This is a genomic window from Halorussus caseinilyticus (assembly GCF_029338395.1).
GTDB lineage: Archaea > Halobacteriota > Halobacteria > Halobacteriales > Haladaptataceae > Halorussus > Halorussus caseinilyticus.
Genome location: NZ_CP119809.1, coordinates 2391828 through 2413599, shown reverse-complemented (window position 1 = coordinate 2413599; position 21772 = coordinate 2391828). Strand labels below are relative to the sequence as shown.

Annotated in this window: 19 protein-coding genes; 13 read left to right on the top strand and 6 right to left on the bottom strand. The window is 66.5% G+C overall.

Going from position 1 to position 21772, the window contains the following annotated elements:
• Positions 1-41: 41 nt before the first annotated feature.
• From P2T60_RS12150 to P2T60_RS12135, 4 genes are all read left to right on the top strand, one after another.
• Positions 42-1724 (top strand): DUF255 domain-containing protein, encoded by a 1683-nt coding sequence (locus P2T60_RS12150; RefSeq protein ID WP_276279514.1) that lies wholly within the window; start codon positions 42-44, stop codon positions 1722-1724.
• Between the two features lie 369 nt (positions 1725-2093).
• Positions 2094-2513 (top strand): DUF2178 domain-containing protein, encoded by a 420-nt coding sequence (locus P2T60_RS12145; protein ID WP_276279513.1) that lies wholly within the window; start codon positions 2094-2096, stop codon positions 2511-2513.
• Positions 2510-2734, top strand: a complete 225-nt coding sequence (locus P2T60_RS12140) for a helix-turn-helix transcriptional regulator (RefSeq protein ID WP_276279512.1) — start codon at positions 2510-2512, stop codon at positions 2732-2734. The genes P2T60_RS12145 and P2T60_RS12140 overlap by 4 nt, the downstream gene beginning before the upstream one ends.
• A gap of 184 nt (positions 2735-2918) precedes the next feature.
• Positions 2919-3731 (top strand): TrmB family transcriptional regulator, encoded by an 813-nt coding sequence (locus P2T60_RS12135; protein WP_276279511.1) that lies wholly within the window; start codon positions 2919-2921, stop codon positions 3729-3731.
• A gap of 43 nt (positions 3732-3774) precedes the next feature.
• On the opposite strand, the gene P2T60_RS12130 is transcribed toward P2T60_RS12135, so the two are convergent.
• Positions 3775-6123, bottom strand: coding sequence for an amino acid permease (locus P2T60_RS12130; RefSeq protein ID WP_276279510.1), 2349 nt, complete (start codon positions 6121-6123; stop codon positions 3775-3777).
• 325 nt (positions 6124-6448) lie between these two features.
• Here P2T60_RS12130 and P2T60_RS12125 point away from each other — a divergent pair, with 325 nt between their 5' ends.
• The 4 genes from P2T60_RS12125 to P2T60_RS12110 all read left to right on the top strand — a co-directional run bounded on the left by P2T60_RS12125 (position 6449) and on the right by P2T60_RS12110 (position 11099).
• Positions 6449-7063, top strand: coding sequence for a hypothetical protein (locus P2T60_RS12125; RefSeq protein ID WP_276279509.1), 615 nt, complete (start codon positions 6449-6451; stop codon positions 7061-7063).
• 83 nt (positions 7064-7146) lie between these two features.
• Positions 7147-7932: a hypothetical protein gene (locus P2T60_RS12120; protein WP_276279508.1), complete on the top strand. Its 786-nt coding sequence runs from the start codon at positions 7147-7149 to the stop codon at positions 7930-7932.
• A gap of 300 nt (positions 7933-8232) precedes the next feature.
• Positions 8233-9576: a Trk system potassium transporter TrkA gene (trkA, locus tag P2T60_RS12115; RefSeq protein WP_276279507.1), complete on the top strand. Its 1344-nt coding sequence runs from the start codon at positions 8233-8235 to the stop codon at positions 9574-9576.
• The gene (locus P2T60_RS12110) at positions 9573-11099 is read left to right on the top strand and encodes a TrkH family potassium uptake protein (RefSeq protein ID WP_276279506.1); all 1527 of its coding nucleotides are present in this window, start codon (positions 9573-9575) and stop codon (positions 11097-11099) included. The genes trkA and P2T60_RS12110 overlap by 4 nt, the downstream gene beginning before the upstream one ends.
• A 265-nt stretch (positions 11100-11364) precedes the next feature.
• Here P2T60_RS12110 and P2T60_RS12105 read toward each other — a convergent pair whose 3' ends face one another.
• Positions 11365-12015, bottom strand: a complete 651-nt coding sequence (locus P2T60_RS12105) for a helix-turn-helix domain-containing protein (RefSeq protein WP_276279505.1) — start codon at positions 12013-12015, stop codon at positions 11365-11367.
• 533 nt (positions 12016-12548) lie between these two features.
• On the opposite strand from P2T60_RS12105, the gene P2T60_RS12100 reads away from it, so the two are divergent.
• Positions 12549-12779, top strand: a complete 231-nt coding sequence (locus P2T60_RS12100; RefSeq protein ID WP_276279504.1) for an Lrp/AsnC ligand binding domain-containing protein — start codon at positions 12549-12551, stop codon at positions 12777-12779.
• A 106-nt stretch (positions 12780-12885) separates the two neighbouring features.
• On the opposite strand, the gene P2T60_RS12095 is transcribed toward P2T60_RS12100, so the two are convergent.
• Positions 12886-13335 carry a DUF7975 family protein gene (locus tag P2T60_RS12095; protein ID WP_276279503.1) on the bottom strand — a complete coding sequence of 150 codons (450 nt, stop codon included), beginning with the start codon at positions 13333-13335 and terminating at the stop codon, positions 12886-12888.
• A gap of 78 nt (positions 13336-13413) precedes the next feature.
• Between P2T60_RS12095 and P2T60_RS12090 the strand changes: the two genes are divergently transcribed.
• Together P2T60_RS12090 and phoU are read left to right on the top strand one after the other, a co-directional pair.
• Positions 13414-14673 carry a DNA double-strand break repair nuclease NurA gene (locus P2T60_RS12090; protein WP_276279502.1) on the top strand — a complete coding sequence of 420 codons (1260 nt, stop codon included), beginning with the start codon at positions 13414-13416 and terminating at the stop codon, positions 14671-14673.
• A gap of 80 nt (positions 14674-14753) precedes the next feature.
• Positions 14754-15431: a phosphate signaling complex protein PhoU gene (gene phoU / locus P2T60_RS12085; RefSeq protein ID WP_276279501.1), complete on the top strand. Its 678-nt coding sequence runs from the start codon at positions 14754-14756 to the stop codon at positions 15429-15431.
• A 230-nt stretch (positions 15432-15661) separates the two neighbouring features.
• Here phoU and P2T60_RS12080 read toward each other — a convergent pair whose 3' ends face one another.
• On the bottom strand, positions 15662-17887 hold the full coding sequence (locus P2T60_RS12080; RefSeq protein ID WP_276279500.1) for a CDC48 family AAA ATPase: 2226 nt from the start codon (positions 17885-17887) through the stop codon (positions 15662-15664).
• A gap of 578 nt (positions 17888-18465) precedes the next feature.
• Between P2T60_RS12080 and larC the strand changes: the two genes are divergently transcribed.
• Positions 18466-19800, top strand: a complete 1335-nt coding sequence (larC, locus tag P2T60_RS12075; protein WP_276279499.1) for a nickel pincer cofactor biosynthesis protein LarC — start codon at positions 18466-18468, stop codon at positions 19798-19800.
• Positions 19801-19832: 32 nt separating this feature from the next.
• Here larC and P2T60_RS12070 read toward each other — a convergent pair whose 3' ends face one another.
• Positions 19833-20588 (bottom strand): hypothetical protein, encoded by a 756-nt coding sequence (locus tag P2T60_RS12070; protein ID WP_276279498.1) that lies wholly within the window; start codon positions 20586-20588, stop codon positions 19833-19835.
• Positions 20589-20687: 99 nt separating this feature from the next.
• Here P2T60_RS12070 and P2T60_RS12065 point away from each other — a divergent pair, with 99 nt between their 5' ends.
• Entirely contained in the window at positions 20688-21062 is a 375-nt protein-coding gene (locus P2T60_RS12065; RefSeq protein ID WP_276279497.1) for a DUF7993 family protein, read from the top strand.
• On the opposite strand, the gene P2T60_RS12060 is transcribed toward P2T60_RS12065, so the two are convergent.
• Positions 21057-21713, bottom strand: coding sequence for an HAD family hydrolase (locus tag P2T60_RS12060; protein ID WP_276279496.1), 657 nt, complete (start codon positions 21711-21713; stop codon positions 21057-21059). The genes P2T60_RS12065 and P2T60_RS12060 overlap by 6 nt on opposite strands.
• Between the last annotated feature and the right edge of the window lie 59 nt (positions 21714-21772).

Here is a 21772-nt window from a genome sequence, read left to right as displayed (position 1 = left end):
CATAGCAAGACCCATCCCGGCCCGCCACCAACCCCCCGGACATGAACGAAAGCGCCGAGGAGACCAAAATCGAGTGGCGCGAGTGGGGCGAAGACGCCTTCGAGGAGGCCCGGAACGCCGACAAGCCCGTCTTGCTCTCGCTCTCGGCGACGTGGTGTGCGTGGTGTCACGAGATGGACCGCGAAGCGTACAGCAACCCGATGGTCGCCGCGAACGTCAACGACTCGTTCGTCCCGGTTCGGGTGGACATCGACCGCCAACCGCGGGTTCGGGAGCGGTACAACGCGGGCGGGTTCCCCTCGACCGTCTTCTGCACGCCTGACGGCGACCTGCTCACCGGCGCGACCTACCTCGGTATCGACGGGATGCGGAAGGTCGTCCAGCGCGTCCGGGACCTCTGGACCCACAAGGGCGAGGACGCCGCCCGCATCCCGCGGAGTCTCCGCGAGGACCCGCCGGTCGGGGACCTCTCGCCCGACATCGAGCGACTCGTCGCCGGGCAGTTGGACGAGAAGTTCGACGACCAGTTCGGCGGGTGGGGCGACAGCGAGAAGTTCCCGCTCCCGCGGACCGCGGAGTTCGCGCTGAAGCGCGAGCGCGAACAGGCGCTGGCGTCGCTGTCGGCGGTCCGCAAGCACCTCTACGACGACTACGACGGCGGTTTCTTCCGGTTCGCCGAGGGCCGCGACTGGTCGGAGGTCCACCACGAGAAACTGGCCTCGACCAACGCCGCCCTCGTTCGGGCGTTCGCCAACGCGTACCTCTACACCGGCGACGAGGAGTACCGCGACCCGGCCGAGCGCACCGTGGAGTACCTGACCGCCACGCTCTGGAACGGCGAGGCCTTCGGCGGGAGTCAGGCCCCCGGCGCGAGCGACGACCCGAACGTCAGCGAGTACTACGCACTCGGGCCGACCGACCGGGAGACCACCGACGCGCCCGCGGTGGACCGGACGGCGTTCGCCGACGCGAACGCGATGGTCGCCGACGCTCTGCTGACCTACCACGCCTACACGGACGACGAGCGTGCGCGCACGTACGCCGAGCGAGCGCTGGACTACGTGCTGTCAGAACTGGTCGAGGGCGGCGAAGTGACCCACTTCGACGCCGGGAACGAGGCGGACGAGCGGAGCGAGTCCGGTCTGCTGGCCGACCACGCCCACCTGCTGGGTGCGCTCACGACCGCACGGCAGGTCACGGGCGACGAAGCGTACCTCGACGCCGCCCGCGAGGTGGCCGACTACGCGCTCGACCGACTCCGGGCCGAGGGCGACGACTCGGGCGCGTTCGTGGACGGTCCCCGCGAGGGACCGGGCCTGCTCGACCGACCGCTCCGACCGCTCGACCACAACGCCGAGATAGCCGACGCGCTGACCGACCTCGCGCTGTTGACCGGCGAAGACCGCTACCGGGAGGCCGCAGAGGGCGCTGTCGCGGCGTTCGCCGACGCCGCCGACCGCTTCGGGGTGCAGGTCGCGGCTTACGCCACCGCCGCGGCGCGACTCTGCCGGGACCCGCTCGTCGTCGAAGTCGCCGACGACGCGGGGTCGGACCTCCACCGCGCCGCGCTCCGGGTCGCCGACCACGAGAAGGTCGTGATTCCGGGCGTCGGGGCCGAGTCCGACGAGCAGGGGACCGCCTACGTCGTCGTGGACGGCGAGCGAAGCGAGGCCGTGACCACGCCCGAGGAACTGAGCGAGCGAGTCGCCGAGCTGACCGAGTAGACGACTTTTCCCTCCTTCTTCTCTCTTCGCGCTCGGCCGACCAATCCACTGCAAACGCTCGACCGACCAACCGATAGGGGGGATAAAGGGGCCGCGCGCTCGGCGAACCCCGGCGACGGAAGGACCGCAGGGAGGAACGGAGTGACGACCGAGGACCGCACCGAGCCGCGGGAGTCGAGCGCGCGGGGGCTTTCGAGACGTTCACTGCGTCTCCGGTGTTTGCGGTCGCTGTCACGATGCAGAGCGACCGGGCGGGGGATTTCGAGACGTTCACACGTCCGTCACCCCTAGAACTAAGTAGGAGTGTAAAGTAGACTTTACTGTAAAGCGTACTTTACGACAAGCCCGCTTTACACCTACTCCACGTCCATGACACGAACTACGCACTCCGAACGCGGTCCGCTCGCCAAGAAACGACTGTATCGACGCCTAATGGTCGGGTTCCTCCTCGGCGGCGTCGGTCTCGGCCTCCTGCTCAGGGAGGTGTTGGGCTACCCGCTCGCCAGCGAAGCGGTCTACTGGGTCGGCGTCGCCGGGTTCCTCGCCGTCTGGCAGGGCACGTCGCTGTCGCTGTTCGACGAGCGAGACCGGGCGCTCGAACGGCGAGCGAGTCAACTCACGCTGACGCTACTCGCGCCGGTGTTAGCCGTCGCCGCGTCCGTCGCGCGCGTCCTCCCGCGGGTGAGCGACTACACCGTTCCCGCGGCGGTGTGGCCCGCGCTGTACGGGTTCGTCGGCGTCTACGCGCTGTTCGGCGTGGTCTACCTCGCGCTTCGCTACCGGCCATGAGGAACGAGGTCCGGGAGCGACGGAGCGCCGAGGGCATGAGCCAGTCGGACCTCGCGGCCGCGGTCGGGGTCACGCGCCAGACCATCAACGCCATCGAACGCGACCGGTACGACCCGTCCATCGAACTCGCGTTCGAACTCGCCCGGCACTTCGACTGCCGCATCGAAGACCTATTCGACCCGGAACTCGACGGCGACGGGTCGGCCGACGGCGAAGAGTGAGGCGACGAGTCGAACGCTAAATATTCCTAAATCGTTGCTTTAGAAATCTAAATATTTCTTAGGTGTGTGTATACGTTTCCCTCACGGCCCTACCGACGCGCGTGCGTCTCGCACGCGCGTCGTGATGCCGTCTCAACAACAAACGAAGCGAGAGTTTATAGGGTCGGCGCGTCTGGCTACCCACATGGCGAGTCTACGAGACCTCGGCCTCTCCGAGTACGAGGCCCGAGCGTATCGGTCGTTGTTGGACGCGGGACCGACAACTGCCAAAGAGTTGTCGCGGGCGAGCGACGTACCGATGGGCCGAATCTACGACGTGCTGAGCAGTCTGGAGACCCACAACCTCGCGCGGTCCCAGAGCGCGAGTCGGCCCAAGAAGTACGTCGCGGTCGAACCCGAAACCGCGTTGAACCGCCTGCTGGACGACAAACTCGAAGAACTCGAAGAGCAGGCCGAGCAGTACGAGGGCATCGTGGACGACCTGACCGAGGAACTCGACGCCGCCGAACCGGTCGAAGAGGGGTTCTGGACCGCGGCGGTGGGTCCCGAGGAATCGACGGACCTGCTGGTCGAGCGACTCGACGCGGCCGACGACCGAATCGTGATGGTCGCCGGGGATTCGTCGGCCCAGTTCGACATCGGCGACGTGGGTGACCTCGTGGCCAAGCACCTCGAAGCGGCGCTGGACCGCGGCGTGAAGGTGTCGTTGCTCATGACGCCGGAACTCGTGGAGACGCTCCCGCCGAGCGTCGGCGAACGCTACACCGAGACGTTCGCCGACCACCCCGAGTTCGCGGTCCGGACGACGGAGGGTCTGCAGGGAACGTTCAACCTCATCGACGACGTGGAGGTGTGCGTCGAGGTAGCGAATCCCCTGAACCCCGGCGAGGCGTTCGCCATGATAGACATGAAAGACCCCGAGTTCGCCGCGGGCGTCCGAAAGAAGTTCGCGCCGCGCTGGGAGGAGGCTAAACCGCTCTCGTTCGGCGGTCTCTGACCGCGCTCGGCTCCACAAACGACGTGTCCGGGTGGACGACGCGCTACTTCCGGAACGCCGACCGGATGTAGCGACTGACCGGGAAGAGGGCTTCGCCGAGTCGGTCGCTGAGACCCGTCGGTTTGGCGTAGACGACCACCGGGACGCCGAGGTCGTCGGCCCGGTCGATTACTCGGTCGGGCGTCGAACCGAGGACCCACCGCCGGAGCAGGCGAGTCCGGGACGCGCCGATGAACAGCGGTCCGCCGTTCTCGGCCGCCGTCGTGACCAGTCCCTCGGCCACGGTGTCGGCCTCGACTTCGTGGGCTTCGACCGACAGGTCGTCGGGGAAGGCGTCTAGGGTCCGCCGGATGTTCTCGGGGGTCCCGCCGCCTCCGGCGGGGTTAACGTTGACGACGTGAATCGCCGCACCCGACTTCCCGAGCGAACTCACCAGCGAGACCATCGAGTCGTGGTGGGGGCCGCCGCCCGCGCCGATGGTGACGACATCCAGACCGTCCAAGTCCTCGGTCTCGAACCCCTGCGTGAACAGCACGTCGCAGGGCGCGTCGTACTCCACCGTCTCGGTGACTTCGTAGTGTTCCTCGGGATAGCCCATCAGTACGAGGTCCACGCCGTCGTCGCGGGCGGTCTGGTTGATGTCGAAGCCGATGTCCCGCGAGATGTGTCCCTCGACCGTGTACTCGGCGTCCACGTCCACGCTTTCGAGGCGCTCTACGAGTCTGTCGGCGCGCTTCTCGGCGTCGTCTTGGACCATCTCGTAGGGCGTCTGGTCGGGGATGTGGGTGACGTTGACGACCTGTAGCATCGGGTTCTCGGCCCGCGCGTTCGCCAGCGTCGCGGCCAGTCGTACGTGGACCGGCGCGCGGTCGATTCGCGCCACCGGGACGAGGACCCGGAAGCGGTCCCCGGACTCGGCGGGGGTCCCGGTCTCAGACGTGCCTTCGACACCTCCGGCCGTCCGGTCGGCACCGGTGCGGTTGACCGTCTCACCGCCGCTGGTTCGGACCGGTTGGTGACGGCCCACGGCCTCTTTCGTGAGTTCCGCCACGTCGGGCGCGCCGCCCCACGCGAGGTACGCGGCCACGAGCGCGAGTTCGATAGCCACGCCGATGACGATGCCCTTCGGCGGTAGGTTCGTGATGAGCGCGACGTTGGCGACGATGCCGAGAATCGGCACCCACGGCGAGAACGGCACTTCCAGCGGGCGGTCCATGTCGGGGTAGCGCCGCCGCGAGAGGATGAGCGCGACGTTGACCACCGCGAGCGGGCCGAGCAGGTTGAGGTTGGCGAACCCGGTCAGCGCGTCGAGTCCGAGATTGAGAACGCCGAGGCCACCCTCGGCGGGAAACAGCGACATGAACACGAGGATGAGAGCGGAGATGGTTCCCGTCACCGAGACGACGCTCCAGAACGGCGTCCCGTACTCGGGGTGGACGCGGCTAAACCGCCGGGGTGCTTGGCCCTGCCGACCCATCAGCGACCCGATGCCCGACGCCGCCAGAATCGAGGCGTTCGACGCCGACACCATGCTGAAGATGGCCCCGGCCACGATGAGCCACTTGCCGAAACTCCCGAGGAACGCCGCGGCGACCTCCCCCATCGCCGTCTCGCCCTGCCGGGCCACGACTTCCGCCGGAATCGGCGAGTTGACCATCGCCACGATGACGAAGATGTACAGAATCGTGACCGTGAGGATGCTCGCGCCGATTGCCTTCGGGACGACCCGCCGCGGTTCGATGATTTCGCCCGCGCTGGCCGCGATTGCCGAGAACCCGAAGAAGGTGATGAACGCCACCGCCGCGATTTGGACGATGCCGCCCGCGTTCGTTTTGAACTCCCCGGCGAAGGTACCGACCGCCTGCGTCGGTCCCTCGAAGGCGAACGCCCCGGCGATGAACACCAGCAGGACCGCCACCTTCGCGGCGGTCACGAGGACCTGAAACGTCCCGCTCTCCTCGGTCCCCTGCGCGTTGAGGTAGCCCAACAGAACCGCGGCCGTGATTGCGACCGCACCGTGGGGAATCGGAACGCCGTGCGGGATGATGAACTGGTGGAACCACTCGCCCATCGTGGCGAGGTAGAACGCCGTGGTCGCGCAGTAGCCCATGAACAGGGACGCTCCGACCGCGAACAGGAGTTTGTCGTTCTCGAACGTCCGCGACGAGAAGAGGTAGCCCCCGCCGTTCTCGCTGTAGATGGAGGCGAACTCGGAGTACGACGCCGCGGTGATGCCCGCGATGACCGCCGCGAGGACGAACGAGATGACCGCACTACTCCCGACCACCGCCACGGCCGTCCCCGACAGCGAGAAGATACCCGCGGCTATCATCGTCCCCAAACCCAGCGCGAACGCGACCCGGAAACCCAACGTGCGAGTGTGTTCTGCCATCCGTCGCTCTGAGGAAAGTTCGACTCGTGCGCTAACGAAAGTGTTGGCCGTCGTTCGGCGAATCGGCCGACAGAGCCACTATATCTTCCGGGAGAGAGGTGTCTGTTCGGTCTTTCGGCGCGTGACGACGGACCGACCGGAAAAAGTCGCGCCGCCCGTCGCGGTAACCCCGGCGTGAAGTCGGTTCTATCCCGCGTTGCGCTCGGAAACGTCGCGTTTCTCGCGTGAACTTCGGTTGATTCGGTCCGACCGGGCGAAAGACGGGTTGAGGAGCGTCCGGGTTCAAACCCTCGGAGCGCAACGACTCGACCGGGGTGTGGAACCAATGACCGACTCTGCGGACGACGGGGAATCGAACATCGACCGACGGACCGTACTGGGAGCGACCGCCGCGGGACTCGCGGGGAGCGCACTGGCCGGAAACGCCAGTGCCGAGGGATGGCGCGAAATCACGTTTTGCGCGGCCGGAGACGAGACGTTCTCCTACGAGGTCAGCGTGACCGGCGAAGTCGAGCGCGGCGGGACCTACGAGACCGACCCCGGCGACGAACTCGTGGACGAGAACACCGGCCGCGGGGCCGTCGCCGAGGGGCGGTGCGACAGTTGGCTCTTCACGGGCGAACCCACCGACCTGCAACTCGACGGGCCGGGAAGGGTGTTCGTGGACGGCGACCTCTTCGAGGACACGACCGAAGACGACGAGCAACTGCCCAACACGATAACCGTCGAGGGCGAGGGTCCGAAGGCCAACTACAAGTTCCGGGTCAGCGGACGGGTCGAGGCGGCCGAGAACGCCGAATCCAGCGACGAGATTTCCGACTCGAACGTGGTCCGGGGCGTCGTAGACGGCGGGTTCGACGTGTATCGCTACTCCGGGGCCGTCGCGTTCGACGGGGCCGACGCGCCGGTGACGGTGACGCTGGACGTGAACCCGGACTGAGACGGCGTGTCGCTCGCGCCGACGCCGGAACGAGGGTGGAACCGGGACGAAAGCATAAACCGGCGCGCGTCGTGTCGGTGACCATGAATCGGGAGCGACGGGCGGTCCTGCGAGGGATAGCCGCCCTGACGGTGGGAGCGGTCGGAAGCGGCGCGGCGGCCGAAAACGGAGTGACGGCCGAGCGCGGACCGGCGGCCGACGGCGCGTCTGCGCCGTCGGCCCGCCAAGAGGTAGACACCTCGCTCGCGCCGGGGGTGACGCTGTTCGACCTGAACGGCGACGGTTCGTACACCGCGACGGTCGAGGCGGGCGACGACGCGCGCGACGAGGCCCACCCGCGGCCGATTCACGTCACGTCGGGCGGGAACTCGACGGTCGATTACGCGGCGTCGATAGCGGCCCCGAGTTCCGAGACGACGCTGGGCGGTCTCGGCGAACTCGCCTACGACTACTACGAGGGACCGAACAACGTCAACCCGGACGACTCGGGGGCGCTCGCGCCAGACGAGACGTTTCTGGTGGTCGAGAACGCCGACGGCCGACACGGGATGTACCTGACCGCCGACGCGGGCGGCGGCGACGAGCGATGGACCACCTTCGACGTTCTCGCCCGGATGCGCGGGGACACCGCCGGGACGAGTCGCTGGTTCGAGTACACCGAGACCGAAGGGGGCGAGAGCGCGACGTTCGACGACGTGATAGCGCGGTTCGGCGACGACGCCCGACTCGTCCGAGTCGGGGTGGGCCACGGCAACGCGGTCAACCCGGCCACGCTCGACCTCTACTACGACAACCTCGTGATAGACGGCCGAACCAGCCGGTTTCCGGTCTCGGTGACCAAGCGCGTCTCGCAGTCGCGCACGGCCTGAGACCGAGAGCGCGACCGGCGCGCCGGTCGCGCGCGCCACGAACCGACAGTCATAATTCGTTCCGAAAGACGCATTTAGATTTCTCAAAGAATAATATATAATTGCCCAAAGCACGGTATACGTTTTTCGCCCGCCGTCGCCGACAACTCGTCGGCGACGGCGGGCGAATCCGGGTTCGGACGGTTCCCGGCCGGAATTTTGCTCACGGCGTCGGGACCGGCGAGTCGCGCCGCCGTCCGAGAAAGGAAATAATCATACGGTGGGGCTTGCAACAGCCTTCAAGAATGACGGAGGGTACTGATGCGCGTTATCATCATCGGCGCAGGTGAGGTCGGCTCCTCCATCGCGGCGAGTCTCGCGGACACCCACGAAGTCGTCGTCGTGGACGTAGACGGCGAACGAGTGGACGCTCTGACCTACTCCGAGGACGTGCTGGCCATCCAAGGCGACGGCACGTCCATCTCGACGCTCCGGGAGGCGGGCATCGACGAGGCCGACATGATGATTGCCAGCACCGACGACGACGAGACGAATCTGGTCGCCTGCGGCACCGCCAAGACCGTGGACGACCCGTTCACCATCGCGCGAGTCAAGAACGTCGATTACCTCGAAACGTGGCAACACGCCGCCGACCGGACCGCGTTCGGCGTGGACTTCATGGTGTGTACGAACCTGCTGACCGCCCAAGACATCGTTCGGGTCATCGGCCTGCCAGCCGCGCGCGACGTGGACCCGTTCGCGGGCGGTACCGTCCAGATGGCCGAGTTCGAGGTGGGCGAGAGCAGTCCCGTCGCCAACCAGACCGTCAGCGAGGCCGACCGCTTCGACTCGCTGACGTTTGCGGCACTCCTCCGAAACGGCGACGTGGAGATTCCCCGCGGGGAGACGGTCATCCGGGCCGACGACAAGGTGGTCGTCATCGGAAGCCCCGAGAGCGTCCAAGAGTTCGCCCACGAAATCGCGCCCCGCGAGACGCCCTCGCGCAACGAGGATTTGGTCATCATCGGCGGGAGCGAAATCGGCTATCACACCGCTCGACTGCTCGAAGAGCGGGGTCTCCACCCGCGACTCATCGAACACGACCACGACCGGGCGCGCGAACTCGCCGAGGAGTTGCCCAACACCGTGGTCATGGAGAACGACGCGACGGACGCCGAGTTCCTCGCCCGCGAACACGTAGACGAGGCCGACGCCGTGGTCGCCGCGCTCGAAAGCGACGAGAAGAACCTGCTCGTGTCGGTGCTGGCCAAGCAACTCGGCGCGCACCGGACCGTCGCAGTGGTCGAGTCCGGCGAGTACGTCAGCGTCTTCGAGACGGTCGGCGTGGACGTTGCGGTCAACCCTCGGGAAGTCACCGCCGAGGAGATAACCAGATTCACCCGCGAACTCCACACCGAGAACGTCGCGCTCATCGAGAACGACAAGGCCGAAGTTCTCGAAGTCGAGGTGGACGACGAGTCGGTCCTCGTGGGCCGACCCATCCGAGAAGCGGTGGCCGACCTGCCCGAGGGGTTCATCGTCGGGGCCATCACCCGCGACGAGTCGTTCGTCGTGCCCCGCGGTGACACCGTGGTCGAACCGGGAGACCACGTGGTCGTCTTCGTGGACAGAGACGCGCTGGAAGCCGTCACCGAGAAACTATGAACCTGCGCGTCGATTGGCGCGCCAGCAGTAGTCTGGTCGGCACCGTGGTCAAGTGGTTGGCCGTGGCGATGGTGTTTCCGCTCGCGCTCGCAGTCTTCTACGGCGAGGGCGTGACGACGTTCCTCGCGTCGATGGCGCTGGCGGTCGGTATCGGGTGGGGTCTCGAACAGTTGGACGACGACCCCGACCTCGGCGCGCGCGAGGGCTTTCTGATGGTCGCGCTGACGTGGCTAGCGGTCTCTATCGTCGGTGCGACGCCCTACGTCATCGCCGGAGAGGGGACGGTCGCACACCCCGTCAACGCCATGTTCGAGTCGATGAGCGGGTTCACTACCACGGGGGCCACCGTGATGAAGAACATCGGGTTCGAGGACCACTCGCGGGCGCTGATGATGTGGCGCCAACAGACCCAGTGGCTCGGCGGCATGGGCATCGTCGTTCTCGCCGTCGCCATCCTGCCCGAACTCTCGGTGGGTGGCGCGCAACTGATGGACGCCGAAGCGCCGGGACCGGGCATCCAGAAACTCACGCCCCGAATCGCCGAGACCGCCCGCGCGCTCTGGCGGGCCTACCTCGGTATCACCGCGCTGGAAGTCGTCTTGCTGTTCTCGCTCCACCTCGCCGGTCTCGCGCCGAACATGACCCTCTACCAGTCGGTCGCCCACGGGTTCACCACGATGGCGACCGGCGGGTTCTCGCCCGCCGCCCGGAGCATCGAGGCGTTCTCTGCCGCGGTCCAGTGGCTCATCGTCCCGTTCATGGTGGCCGCGGGGACCAACTTCGCGCTGTTCTGGCACGCGCTGAACGGCGAACCCGAGGTGTTCGGAGAAGACACGGAGTTCCGATTCTACGTCGGCGTGCTGGCGGTGTTCTCGGGACTGCTCGCCGTCCTGCTGTTCACCGGCGGAACGGCCGAACAAGCCGCAGTCAGCCCTCTCGCGGGCGAGTTCGAGAAGTCGCTTCGTCACGCCGTCTTTCAGGTGGCCTCGCTCGTGACGACCACGGGGTACGCCAGCATGGACTTCAACACGTGGGGGAGTCCGGCCCAGTACGTCCTGTTCGTGGCGCTGTTCGTCGGCGGTTCGGCGGGTTCGACCGGCGGAGCCATCAAAATCGTGCGCTGGCTGGTCATCCTGAAGTCGCTCAAGCGTGAGTTGTTCACGACTATCCACCCCGAGGCGGTCCGGCCGGTCCGACTCGGCGGCCGGTCGCTGGACGAGCGCGCGGTCCGGGGCATCTACGCGTTCACCCTGCTCTACTTCGTCATCTTCTTCGTCGCGACGATGGTGGTCTACCTCGACGCCGCCCGCGTCGGGATGGACTTGGTCGCGCTCGACGCGATGAGCGCGACCGCGGCGACCCTCGGCAACGTCGGTCCGGGGTTCGGTCTCGTCGGTCCGATGAACAACTACATTCCGTTCCCGGCGTCCACGAAACTGTTCATGGTGTTTTTGATGTGGATAGGCCGCCTCGAAATCCTGCCCGTACTCGTCCTGCTGACGCCCGCGTACTGGCAGTCCTGACCGGACTATCTCGATTTTTCGCGCTCCCCGAGGAAGTCCGCCGCGAGTAGTTCGTGGCCGCGCCGTCGCGCTCGAACGTCTCCGCGAGTGCGAGTGTGGACGCCCGACCCTCGATTTCGAAAGCAGTCGCTACCCCGTGCGTTCCCGAAACTCCGTTCTCTCGCCGCGCGACGACTCGGCGTGACACCGACTCCGTATGGCACCTCCGCTACCATCGTCTGATAGAAAACGAAGGTAAGACCTCGGTCTCGATACTGATGCCGACTCACTCCGGCCGCCGCCGTCCGTTGGCGAGGAGCGTGTTCCGGACTAAGGCGTCGTGGGCGCGGCGGAGTCGCTGAGAGACCGAGTTAGTCGAGATGCCGAGGTGGTCGGCGAGGTCCTCGACGGTGGCCTCGCGGGGTACCGAGAAGTAGCCCATCTCCGAGGCCAGCACCAGCGTCTCGCGTTGCTCGGGCGTCAGGCCGAACTCGCGGTGCTTGGGTTCGGTGGTCCGTTGCTTCCGGTGGAGTTCGAAGTCCGGTCCGAAGTGGCGGTAGAACGCCGAAAGCTGGTTCTCGTCGGCGAACCGGAGTTTGAGGAACCACTCGTGGCGAGCGACCGCCTCCTGTACGATGGCGTGTTTGTCAATCATCGTGTCCACGAGACGCTTGACGGACTCGCTCCACTCGACCATGTAGAGGCGCGTGTCGCCGAGACGGTCGAGCGTCTTCACGTCGGCGACCGTCTCGTCGTCGGCCAGTGCATCCCCGAAGGCGTCGGGGTCACCGCCCGAGACCCAGAGGAACGGCATCACCCACTCCCTGCTGTGGGTGGCGAGACGTTCGACTTCGACCTGCATCTCCGGCACCGCGGCGAGTGCATCCCCGAGAGCGAAGTCGTCGGCCGAGACGGAGAACTCCGCGACGAAACTCATGTAACGAGATTCGGTCTCCGGACGGAAACCTCGTGTGGCAGGCGGTCGCGCGGCCGGTCGGGTGCGTGTGTGACCGCGGGCGCGTACGAGTACGCGCCCGAGACGAGCGCAGGCGGACGCGAGCGGCGGTTTGGCGCGCCCGGCCGAGCAACCGACAGCGAACGCTCGCCCGACCAACCGCCGGGGTGGGATAAAGGGGCCGCCCGCTCGCGGTCACGCGAGCGAAGCGAGTGTGACCTCGGGAGACGCGGTTTGTCTCCCGGCGTTCTACGTGGTCGTCTCAGTGACCTCTCTCGGAGGTGAGCGACAGCGAACCGGAGAGATGTCACTGAGCGACCGCGAGCGGGCGGGGGCTTTCGAGGAAGTCATCATCGGTTTGGTTCCTGCGGTACGGAGCGAGCGGTCAGAGCTTTCCGAGACCACGAAGACAACAGAGACCACGAGGATAGCAGAGACCACAGTCGAATCCGCGAGAACCGGCACCGTGCGAATCGGCAACAATACTTTGGTGGGGGGTCGTCGTACCCGGTGGCATGGTCCGTGCCTACATCGCAATCATCACGGGAGCGGGAGCGTCGGAGGACGCGGTTGCCACCTTCCGCGACCTGTCGGGAGTGACGGAGGCCCACGTCGTCTCCGGGGACTTCGACGTGGTAGCCGAAATCGAAGGCGAGACCGTCCGAGACCTCCAGAAAATCGTCACCGGCGGTATCCACGAGGTGGAGGGCGTCGGGACGACTCGGACGTATATCCACTTGGACTGAGACGGCTTTCAGAAACCTAGGGGATTGTCTTCACTATCTAAACATTTTCTAAATATAGGTGTAGATTGCCGAAAAGACGTTCAATCTGGCTATCGAACTCGCCGAGTCACACCGCGACGACCCACGCGCGGAACGACTCGGGTTGGTCGTACACCTCCCGGAAGATGCGCTCGACGCACTGGCCGACCCGGTTCGGGTCGGCCAGCGCGGACACCCGGACGTTGACGCCCTCGGCCTCCTCGGGGCGGGTGAGGTCGTCTATCTTGAACGCCGGGAACTCGCCGAGGACCGACTTGAGGTCGTCCAACTCCGCGTCGGTGCAGTCGAGGTTGAGAACGCCGTCGCCGAACTGAACCCACGGCGGCGCTTCCGTCTGGTCGTCGGCGTCCGCGCCGGTCGTCCCGTCGCCGCCCGCGTCGGTTTCGGCGGCGAGCGCCGACGCGTCGGCGCTCGCCTCGAACGTGGCGAACGGACTCCCGCGCTCGCGGTGGGCGGTGATGGCTTCCGCGAAGAGTTTCTGGCGGTCCTCGGGCGTCGCGGCGTCGAATCTGGTCATGGACGGTGGTATGCGGTCGGCCCCCAAAAGGCCACCTGAACGGCGGGATTTTTGGCGGTGGGTCCGAATGCGGTCTGTATGACGCTCGACCCGGTGCATTTCGACGGCATCGCGGGGTTGGCCGACTGCATCGACTACGACGCCGAGGACCGAGACCACCGGGACGCCGCCGAGACCGTCTGGGAGAACTTCCTCGACCCGCTCGTCGGCGACGACGGACTCGTCGTCGAACCGATGGACGAACTGGCGCGCCGCCGGGTGAACGCCGAGGAAATCGCGCTCGAAGACGCTCCGTTCCCGACGACCCACGGTCTCGACGCCGGGACGCTCAACCCCAAGCCGTTCAAGAACGGTCTGGTCTTAGACGTGGCCCACGCCGCGATGAGCGCTAGCCCGTCGGACCTAGACCTCCACGACTGCCGGACGGTGGTGAAGGCGCTCCACTCGAACGACACCACGAAGGACTTCGGCACCGACTGGGAGTCCTACGACCGCGGCAGTCGGCGGCGAATCGTCCACACTCACCTCCCGCAGAACCAGTACGAGGAGGACGTGGTTCACGCCCTCGCGCTCTACCTCGCCGAGAGTTCTCACGCGCTCGAACACGCCGACCGGGTGTCGGACCTCCTCCTGCTCGACGGTCCCATCTACCCGAAGGGCGTCCTGCGGTGGAACTACCGGAGTCCAGCCCTGACCGCCCTGTTCGAGGACTCGGACCACGTTCGCCGAATCCTCGCCAACTACGCCGAACTGGTCGAGACGTTCGCCGACCGCGGCGTCCCGTTCGCCGGGTTCGTCAAGAACGTCTCGGCGAAGTCGGTCGTCCGGACGCTGAAGCGCGAGACCGACTTCGGGCCGGTGCCGTGGGCCCACGACGCGGGCCTGTTCGCCCAGATTCTCGAACGCCGGGAGAGACGCGCCGACGGCGAGTTCGAGCGCCTGACCGACGACCTGACGCTCACCAACTGGTTCGTCTCGGAGGCCGGAGTGGACGACTTCTTCGCCGACGAGACGAACCCCCACTTGGACCGGAGCCTCGACCCCGAGCAGTACCGGGTCACGTTCTGCGTCGTCTACGACCCCCGCCGGGACCTCGTGTTCAAAATCGAGGCACCGAAGGCGTTCACCGACGACTCCGAGACCCGCGAGCGAATCGAGCGCCAGATTCTCGGCGAAGTCGCGGCCCGACGCGGACCGCCGCAGGCCATCTCGAAGGCCGACGACCTCGCGCGAATCGACCGCGGAAGCGTCGATTCGCTCGTGAAGTCGTTCGAGCGGTCGCTCGACACCAAACTCGACGAGAACTACAACGCGGTCCGGTGGGGCCGCGACTACTGACTCGCCTCGCGGACGCCGAGTCCCGTCTTTCGGCCGCTCCGGTCGAAAGGTACAACCGTCGGACCCGCACATTCGTAGGTATGCCCCGAGAGGACTACCAACAGAAACTCATCGACCTCCGCGAGAACGTCCTCTACATGAGCGAGGTCGTGATGGAGCGACTTCGCATGGGACTCGACGCCCTCGAACAGAAAGACGAGGACCTCGCGTGGGAAGTCATCGACGGCGACGAGGAGGTCAACGAACTCTACCTCGAACTCGAACAGGAGTGTATCGACCTGCTGGCGCTCCAGCAACCCGTCGCGGGCGACCTGCGGTTCATCGCCGCGTCGTTCAAGATTATCACCGACCTCGAACGCATCGGTGACCTCGCAACCAACCTCGGCGAGTACACCCTCGAAGCCAACCACGACGTGTTCCCCGAGGTGGACATCCAAGAACTCGGCACGCTCACCCTCGGAATGATAGACGACGCGATGGCGACCTACGCCGACGAGGACACCGACGGCTGTTACGACATCGCCGACCGGGACGACCAACTGGACGCCCAGTGCGAACGCGCCAGCGAAATCGTGGTCCGGGACCTCATCGAGACCGAACTGGAGAACAACACCGAACAAGAGGTCGAACAGCTCCTACAGGACGTTTCGCGCCTGCTCCTGACGGTCCGGGACCTCGAACGTGTCGGCGACCACGCGGTCAACATCGCCGCCCGAACCCTCTACATGGCCGAGAACGACGACGAACTCATCTACTGAGAAGACTTTTCCAGCGGTCAGGCGTTCGCCCCCCGAACGCCCTCCCTCGCAGAAGCTCGACCGAACTCCGCCGTTCGGGCAGCGATTCTACCGCGAGCGAAGCGAGCGGACCAAGGAACCCTCGAAGTCACGCGCCTCCGGCGCGTGACTGAGGGGGTGACGCCGTGTTTTTCGTGAACGTTTTGCCAGCGAGGAAGCGCCTCCGGCGCTTCCGAGCGCGGCAAAAGGTTCTATTGGAACCCGATGCGCCCGCCGCGGCGACCTTCGGTCGGACTGGACGACCCGCCTTTGAACTCGTCTTTCATCTGCTCGTAGTAGTCGAGCAGGTCCTCGGTGATGGTCGGGCGGACGTTCTCCATCGCCTGCCGGAAGTGAGTCATGCCGACCTCGGTGGCGTCGTCGTCCTCGCGGAGGGCCTCGATTGCGGCCTCGCGCGCGATGGATTCGAGGTCGCTCCCCACGTAGCCGTCGGTGATTTCGGCGAGTTCGCGCAGGCTCACGTCGGCCGACAGCGGCGTGTCGTCCGTGTGAATCTTCAGAATCTGCTCGCGGCCCTCCTCGTCGGGTTGGCCAATCATGACGAGGCGGTCGAACCGGCCCGACCGGATGAGCGCCGGGTCTATCATGTCCGGGCGGTTGGTCGCGCCGATGACCATCACGTCGCCCTTCTCTTCTAGCCCGTCGAGTTCCGTGAGCAGTTGGTTGACCACGCGCTCGGAGACGTTACTGCCCATCTCCTGACTGCGCGAGGGCGCGAGGCTGTCCAACTCGTCGAAGAAGATGACCGTCGGGGAGACCTGCCGGGCCTTCCGGAACGTCTGGCGGATGGCCTTCTCGGACTCGCCGACCCACTTCGACAGCAGTTGCGGCCCGCGGACCGAGATGAAGTTGGCGTTGGTCTCGTTGGCCACCGCCTTCGCCATCAGGGTCTTGCCGGTCCCCGGCGGTCCGTAGAGCAGGACCCCGCTCGGCGGACTGATGCCCATGCGCTGGAACTTCTCGGGCGAGGACAGCGGCCACTCGACGCTCTCTTTGACCTCCTGTTGGGCCTGTTCGAGTCCGCCCACGTCGTCCCACGAGATTTTGGGCAGTTCCACCAGAACTTCGCGCATCGCGGAGGGTTCGACCTCGTTGAGTGCGCCGTTGAAGTCCTGACGCTTGACTATCATCCGGTCGATGAGGCTCGGCGGGATGTCCTCCTCGTCCAAGTCGATTTCGGGGAGGTACCGGCGCAGGGCCTTCATCGCGGCCTCTTTGGTCAGGCTCTCGATGTCCGCACCGACGAAGCCGTGGGTGTCGTTCGCCAGCGAGTCGAGCGCCACGTCGTCGGACAGCGGCATCCCGCGGGTGTGAATCTGGAGAATCTCCTCGCGGCCGGTCTCGTCGGGCACGCCGATTTCGATTTCGCGGTCGAACCGGCCGGGACGCCGGAGTGCGGGGTCAACCGAGTCCACGCGGTTCGTGGCGGCGATGACGATGACCTGCCCGCGGGATTCGAGACCGTCCATCATCGTCAGCAGTTGGGCGACCACGCGGCGTTCGACTTCGCCGGTCACGTCCTCGCGCTTCGGAGCGATGGAGTCCAACTCGTCGATGAAGATGATGGACGGCGATTCCTCGGTCGCGTCCTCGAAGATTTCCCGCAACTGTTGTTCGGACTCGCCGTAGTACTTCGAGATGATTTCCGGTCCGGCGATGGAGAAGAAACTCGCGGAAGTCTCGTTGGCGACTGCCTTGGCGAGCAGGGTCTTACCCGTCCCCGGCGGCCCGTGGAGCAGGACGCCCTGCGGGGGTTCGATTCCCAGTTTCTTGAAAATCTGGGGGTGTTTCATCGGGAGTTCGACCATCTCCCGGACGCGCTGAATCTCGTTTTCGAGACCGCCGATGTCCTCGTAGGTGATGCCGCCGCCGGTCTTCTCGAAGCCGCTGATTGGCTCTTCTCGCAACTCGACTTCGGTGTCCTCGGTGATGAGACACACTCCGTCGGGTTCGGTCTCGACGGCGATGAGCGGAATCGCCTGTCCGGGCGAGCGCATGAACGGGTGGTTGGTCGAGGACATCACGGGCACGATGTCGCGCTCGACTACCGGGCGCTTGAGAATCTGGCGCTTGACCATCCCGGCCGCGTCCGAGCCGAACTGGACGCTGGCCTCTTCGGGGGGTGCCAGCACCAGTTTGTCGGCTTTCTCGGCCTCGGCCTTCCGGATTTCGACGCGCTCGCCGATGCCCACGTCGGCGTTCTGCCGGGTGAAGCCGTCGATGCGAACCGTGTCGGTGTTCCAGTCCTGTCGGTCTGCGCGCCACACCTTCGCGGCGGTGGTGTCTCCGCCTTCGATTTCGATGATGTCGCCCGGACTCAGCTTCAGATGCAACAGCGTGTCCGGGTCGAGACGGGCGATACCGCGACCCGAGTCGTTCGGGTACGCCTTTGCCACCTCTAGTTGGACTTCATTCATGATTCGATAATACGGGGATTGTTTGTCGCTCCGCGCCCGCGAAGGATAAGTCCTTTGCTACCGGGGGATTCGTCCACTGAATCGGCCAACGCGGTCTTCGCGTCCGGGCGCATGCTATGGTTTTGCATACGCGTTCGGGCTACAAAGCCGTTTGGCCTTCGGGTGTACTTTGTGGCTAGGCGCGGCTTTCTTCTCGGGAATCACGGGGTTCCGGTCGCGGCGTGGATGCAGGGAACAGGGGAGGTCGATACCGGGGTCCGCGACCGCGCATCTGCGTGAGTGTGCGAGTGCGTGAGTGCATGAACGAACGCGCGGGCGCGAGTCCGCCTCCGCTCACGGCCCGGCGCGTGCGGGCGCGGCCCGCAAGTGGCCGCGCCCATTCGCGCGAGGGACGCGGCCGCGAATGCGGCCGCGAGGGTGGGGAGGCGTGAGGTCCGCGGTTGCGGTGGCGGTGCTGTGCGGTCTCGGTGCGGTCGCGGTCTTCATCGGAGTCGGCGACACTGCGGTTCGCAGTGTGATTGCAGTCGCGGCCGCCAACAACCGCGGCCTTTTTCGCCGCGAGCGACCACTCCTACGGCATGAAGACGCTCGCATTCGACGGTCGGATGGGCGCGAGTGGCGACATGATACTCGCGGCCCTGCTCGCGGCGGGCGCGGACCGCGACGCGCTCGCACCCGTCGAGGACGCCCTGCCGGTGCGCTACGAAGTCGGCGAGACCGACAAGAACGGGATTTCGGCGACGGTGGTCTCGGTCCTGTTGGAGGGCGGTGGAGACGACGAGACCGAGGACGCAGACGCTGACCACGACCATCACGACCACGACGACCCCAGTCACGACCACGACCACCATCATCACGACCACGGCCATTCGCACGACCACTCCCACGGCAACCACTCGCACTCTCACGCCGAAGGCTCGGGACCGCTCCGGACCTACCCCGAGGTGGTCGAACTCGTCGAGTCGATGGACCTGTCCGAACGTGTCGAGACCGACGCCCTCGCAATCTTCGAGATACTCGGCGAGGCCGAGGCGAGCGTCCACGGCACCGACCTCGAATCGACCCACTTCCACGAAGTCGGCGCGGACGACGCCATCGCCGACGTGGTTGGTGCGGCGCTCCTGCTGGACGACTTGGCCCCCGAGAGCGTCGTGACGACGCCGCTCTCGACCGGCGGCGGCGAGGTGGAGATGAGCCACGGCGTCTACCCGGTGCCCACGCCTGCGGTGGTCGAAATCGCGGAGCGCGCCGACTGGTCGCTCCGGGGTGGGCCGGTCGAGACCGAACTCCTGACGCCGACCGGCGCGGCGATTCTGGCCCACTACGCGGAGGGAGTCGAGTCGCTCCCCTCGCTTCGGGTCGATTCGTCGGGCTACGGCGCTGGCGGGTACGACTTCTCCGAGCATCCGAACGTCCTGCGGGCGATGGTCGGGGCGTCGGAGGGTGGCGGCCTCGAATACGACGACATCGCCGTCCTCGAAACGAATCTGGACGACGCGCCGCCCGAGATTCTGGGCGGGTTGCAAGAGTCGCTGGCCGAGGTCGGCGCGCGCGACGTGTCTATCGTCCCGCTGACGATGAAGAAGTCCCGGCCGGGCCACCTCGTGAAGGTCGTCTGCAAGCCCGAGGACGCCGAATCGGTCGCGCGCCGCCTCGCCGAGGAGACCGGCACGCTCGGGATTCGACAGACGGGAGCGACCCACCGCTGGATAGCGAATCGTGAGTTCGAGACGGTCGCCGTCGAGTTCGACGGCGACCGCTACGAAATCGCGGTCAAACTCGCCAGCGACGAGGACGGGACGTTCTACGACGTGAGCGCCGAATACGACGACTGCGCCGAGGTCGCGCGCGAGGCCGACGTGCCCGTCCGCGAGGTGATGCGCCGCGCCGAAAGCGCGGCGCGAGAGCAATGATATTATTTCCTAAAGCAACGTATTAGTTTTCCTCAGCTATCGTCGCCGTTCCGATGCTCGTCCATCGCCTCCTCCAGCGTCAGGTCGCCCGCCGCGACTCTGCGGGCCAGTTCCTCGTCGATTTCCCGGTTGTCGTCGGCGCGCTCGCGGGACTTGTTCTTGATGACCTGCAACTCCCCGGCGGTGGGTTCGACCGTCCGGCCCTCGACGCGTTCGCCTTCCAGTCGGGCGATGTTCACCGCGGCCAGCACGTCGCCCATGCCGCGCGCGCCGGTGCCGAGGTAGGGCGTCGTCCCGGTCTCGTCCACGAGTTCGACCGGCGCGTCCTCCAACTCGCGGACGAGTTGGCTCCCCTGCAAGCGCGCGCCGTCGCCGATGCGGACAATCGGGTCCACGGCGTCCGCGATTTCCCGGCGGACCGTCTCCGCAACGTCGGCTAGCGGGACGTGGAACACCGCGACCACCATCTCGCCCGAGAGGACGGCGATGCCGGGCCGGGTGCCGGGGTCTACGCCCACGACGGTCCGGCCCTCGCCGCCGCGGAGTCGGGCGAGCGCCTCGTCTACCGCTCGTCTCGGAGCGTCGGGGTCGGCGACGACGGTTTCGACTGCGGCGCCCGGGTCGATTTCGAGGTCGGTCCCGTCGCTCTCGGCGCGGACGAGGACCGTCGCGGAGTCCGGGAGCGGGTCGCCGGGTTCGACCGTGGTGAAGGTCACGCCTCGGTCGCGTAGTTCGTTGACCACGCCGTGGTACACTTCGAAATCTTCGGTGGCGACGACGACTGTCACGGTTTCGTGGTTGGTCGGCAGGGGTGAAAAGTTTCTCTCCGTTTCGACCGGGAGAACCGAAAGCCGAAGCCTAATCCTGCGGCCCGCTTACGACCCGGTATGGTCGAGGACCGAACTACCGACGGCAAGCGCATCGCCCAACTGCTCTCCTCGGAGGTATCGAGCCGCGAAGACTCCGGACTCGACGCCCTCGAAGTCGTCAACGCCGACCCCGACGTGGAGGGGTCGGCCGACGGGGAACTGGCCTACGAAGTCGCGTTCACGGACTCCGACGACGTTCTCGCGGAGGTCTACGTCCACGACGACCGGGTTCGCGTCGAGTTCCGCGACCGGGTGGACGCCGCGGCCGAAACCGCCGAGGATGTCGGCCTGCGCGTCCGGCCGAAGGCGGTCCGGCCCCCGCGGACGCTCGTCTTCGTGGAGGACGGCGCGGAGGTCAAGCGCGCGACGGACGTGTTCGTGGCGGTGCTATAGCTTCCGGAGGGCATCGGGCAACTCGGTCGCCAGCGAGTCGCGTTCGAGGTGGAGGTCTGCGTCCGGGTGAGGTTCCGGGCCGTCCTCGAAGACGACCTGCACGGCGTAGAGTCCGGCGTTGCGCGCGCCCTCCACGTCCGCCTCGGGGTCGTCGCCGACGTAGACCGCTTCCTCCGGCGCGACGCCAAGGTCGGCGAGGACGGCCTCGAACGCGCGTTCGTCGGGTTTTCCGGCGTCGAGGTCGCCCGTAATCGCGATGGCGTCGAAGTGGTCCACCCAGTCGAACTGGTCGAGTTTGCTCTGCTGGGCCTTCGTCGGTCCGTTGGTGAGCAGTCCGAGGGCATAGTCCCGCCGGAGGTCCGCCAGCAGGCCGGAGGTCCCCTCGACCGGGCGGAGCGACTCGGCGACCTTCCCGCGGTAGGTGTCGGCGAGCGCCTCGGGGTCGGTGTCGCCGTCCTCGGGAAGCAGTTCCGCGAAGATGGGCGTCCGACTCTCGCTGTCTAGGTGGTCGGCGTGGGCGTCGAGGTACGCCTCGCGCGTGAGGTCGGGCGCGCCGACTGCCTCGGTACTCTCGGCCAGCACCGCTTCGCGCGACTGGACTGGCACGGCGAGCGTGTAGTCGAAGTCGAAGACGACGGCAGAGATGGTCACGCGACTTCTTTGGGCCAACGCCCTCTTGAGACCTACGGGAGCGACCGAGGAGAGCGATG

Bases quoted from the DNA above. Each gene is read 5' to 3' on its own strand.
- P2T60_RS12090 (WP_276279502.1), top strand. From the start codon at position 13,414: ATGACGCTCGACCCGGTGCATTTCGACGGCATCGCGGGGTTGGCCGAC.
- P2T60_RS12120 (WP_276279508.1), top strand. From the start codon at position 7,147: ATGAATCGGGAGCGACGGGCGGTCCTGCGAGGGATAGCCGCCCTGACG.
- phoU (WP_276279501.1), top strand. From the start codon at position 14,754: ATGCCCCGAGAGGACTACCAACAGAAACTCATCGACCTCCGCGAGAAC.
- P2T60_RS12125 (WP_276279509.1), top strand. From the start codon at position 6,449: ATGACCGACTCTGCGGACGACGGGGAATCGAACATCGACCGACGGACC.
- P2T60_RS12110 (WP_276279506.1), top strand. From the start codon at position 9,573: ATGAACCTGCGCGTCGATTGGCGCGCCAGCAGTAGTCTGGTCGGCACC.
- trkA (WP_276279507.1), top strand. From the start codon at position 8,233: ATGCGCGTTATCATCATCGGCGCAGGTGAGGTCGGCTCCTCCATCGCG.
- P2T60_RS12100 (WP_276279504.1), top strand. From the start codon at position 12,549: ATGGTCCGTGCCTACATCGCAATCATCACGGGAGCGGGAGCGTCGGAG.
- P2T60_RS12150 (WP_276279514.1), top strand. From the start codon at position 42: ATGAACGAAAGCGCCGAGGAGACCAAAATCGAGTGGCGCGAGTGGGGC.
- P2T60_RS12105 (WP_276279505.1), bottom strand. From the start codon at position 12,015: ATGAGTTTCGTCGCGGAGTTCTCCGTCTCGGCCGACGACTTCGCTCTC.
- P2T60_RS12130 (WP_276279510.1), bottom strand. From the start codon at position 6,123: ATGGCAGAACACACTCGCACGTTGGGTTTCCGGGTCGCGTTCGCGCTG.
- P2T60_RS12140 (WP_276279512.1), top strand. From the start codon at position 2,510: ATGAGGAACGAGGTCCGGGAGCGACGGAGCGCCGAGGGCATGAGCCAG.
- P2T60_RS12095 (WP_276279503.1), bottom strand. From the start codon at position 13,335: ATGACCAGATTCGACGCCGCGACGCCCGAGGACCGCCAGAAACTCTTC.
- P2T60_RS12080 (WP_276279500.1), bottom strand. From the start codon at position 17,887: ATGAATGAAGTCCAACTAGAGGTGGCAAAGGCGTACCCGAACGACTCG.
- P2T60_RS12135 (WP_276279511.1), top strand. From the start codon at position 2,919: ATGGCGAGTCTACGAGACCTCGGCCTCTCCGAGTACGAGGCCCGAGCG.
- larC (WP_276279499.1), top strand. From the start codon at position 18,466: ATGAAGACGCTCGCATTCGACGGTCGGATGGGCGCGAGTGGCGACATG.
- P2T60_RS12145 (WP_276279513.1), top strand. From the start codon at position 2,094: ATGACACGAACTACGCACTCCGAACGCGGTCCGCTCGCCAAGAAACGA.
- P2T60_RS12065 (WP_276279497.1), top strand. From the start codon at position 20,688: ATGGTCGAGGACCGAACTACCGACGGCAAGCGCATCGCCCAACTGCTC.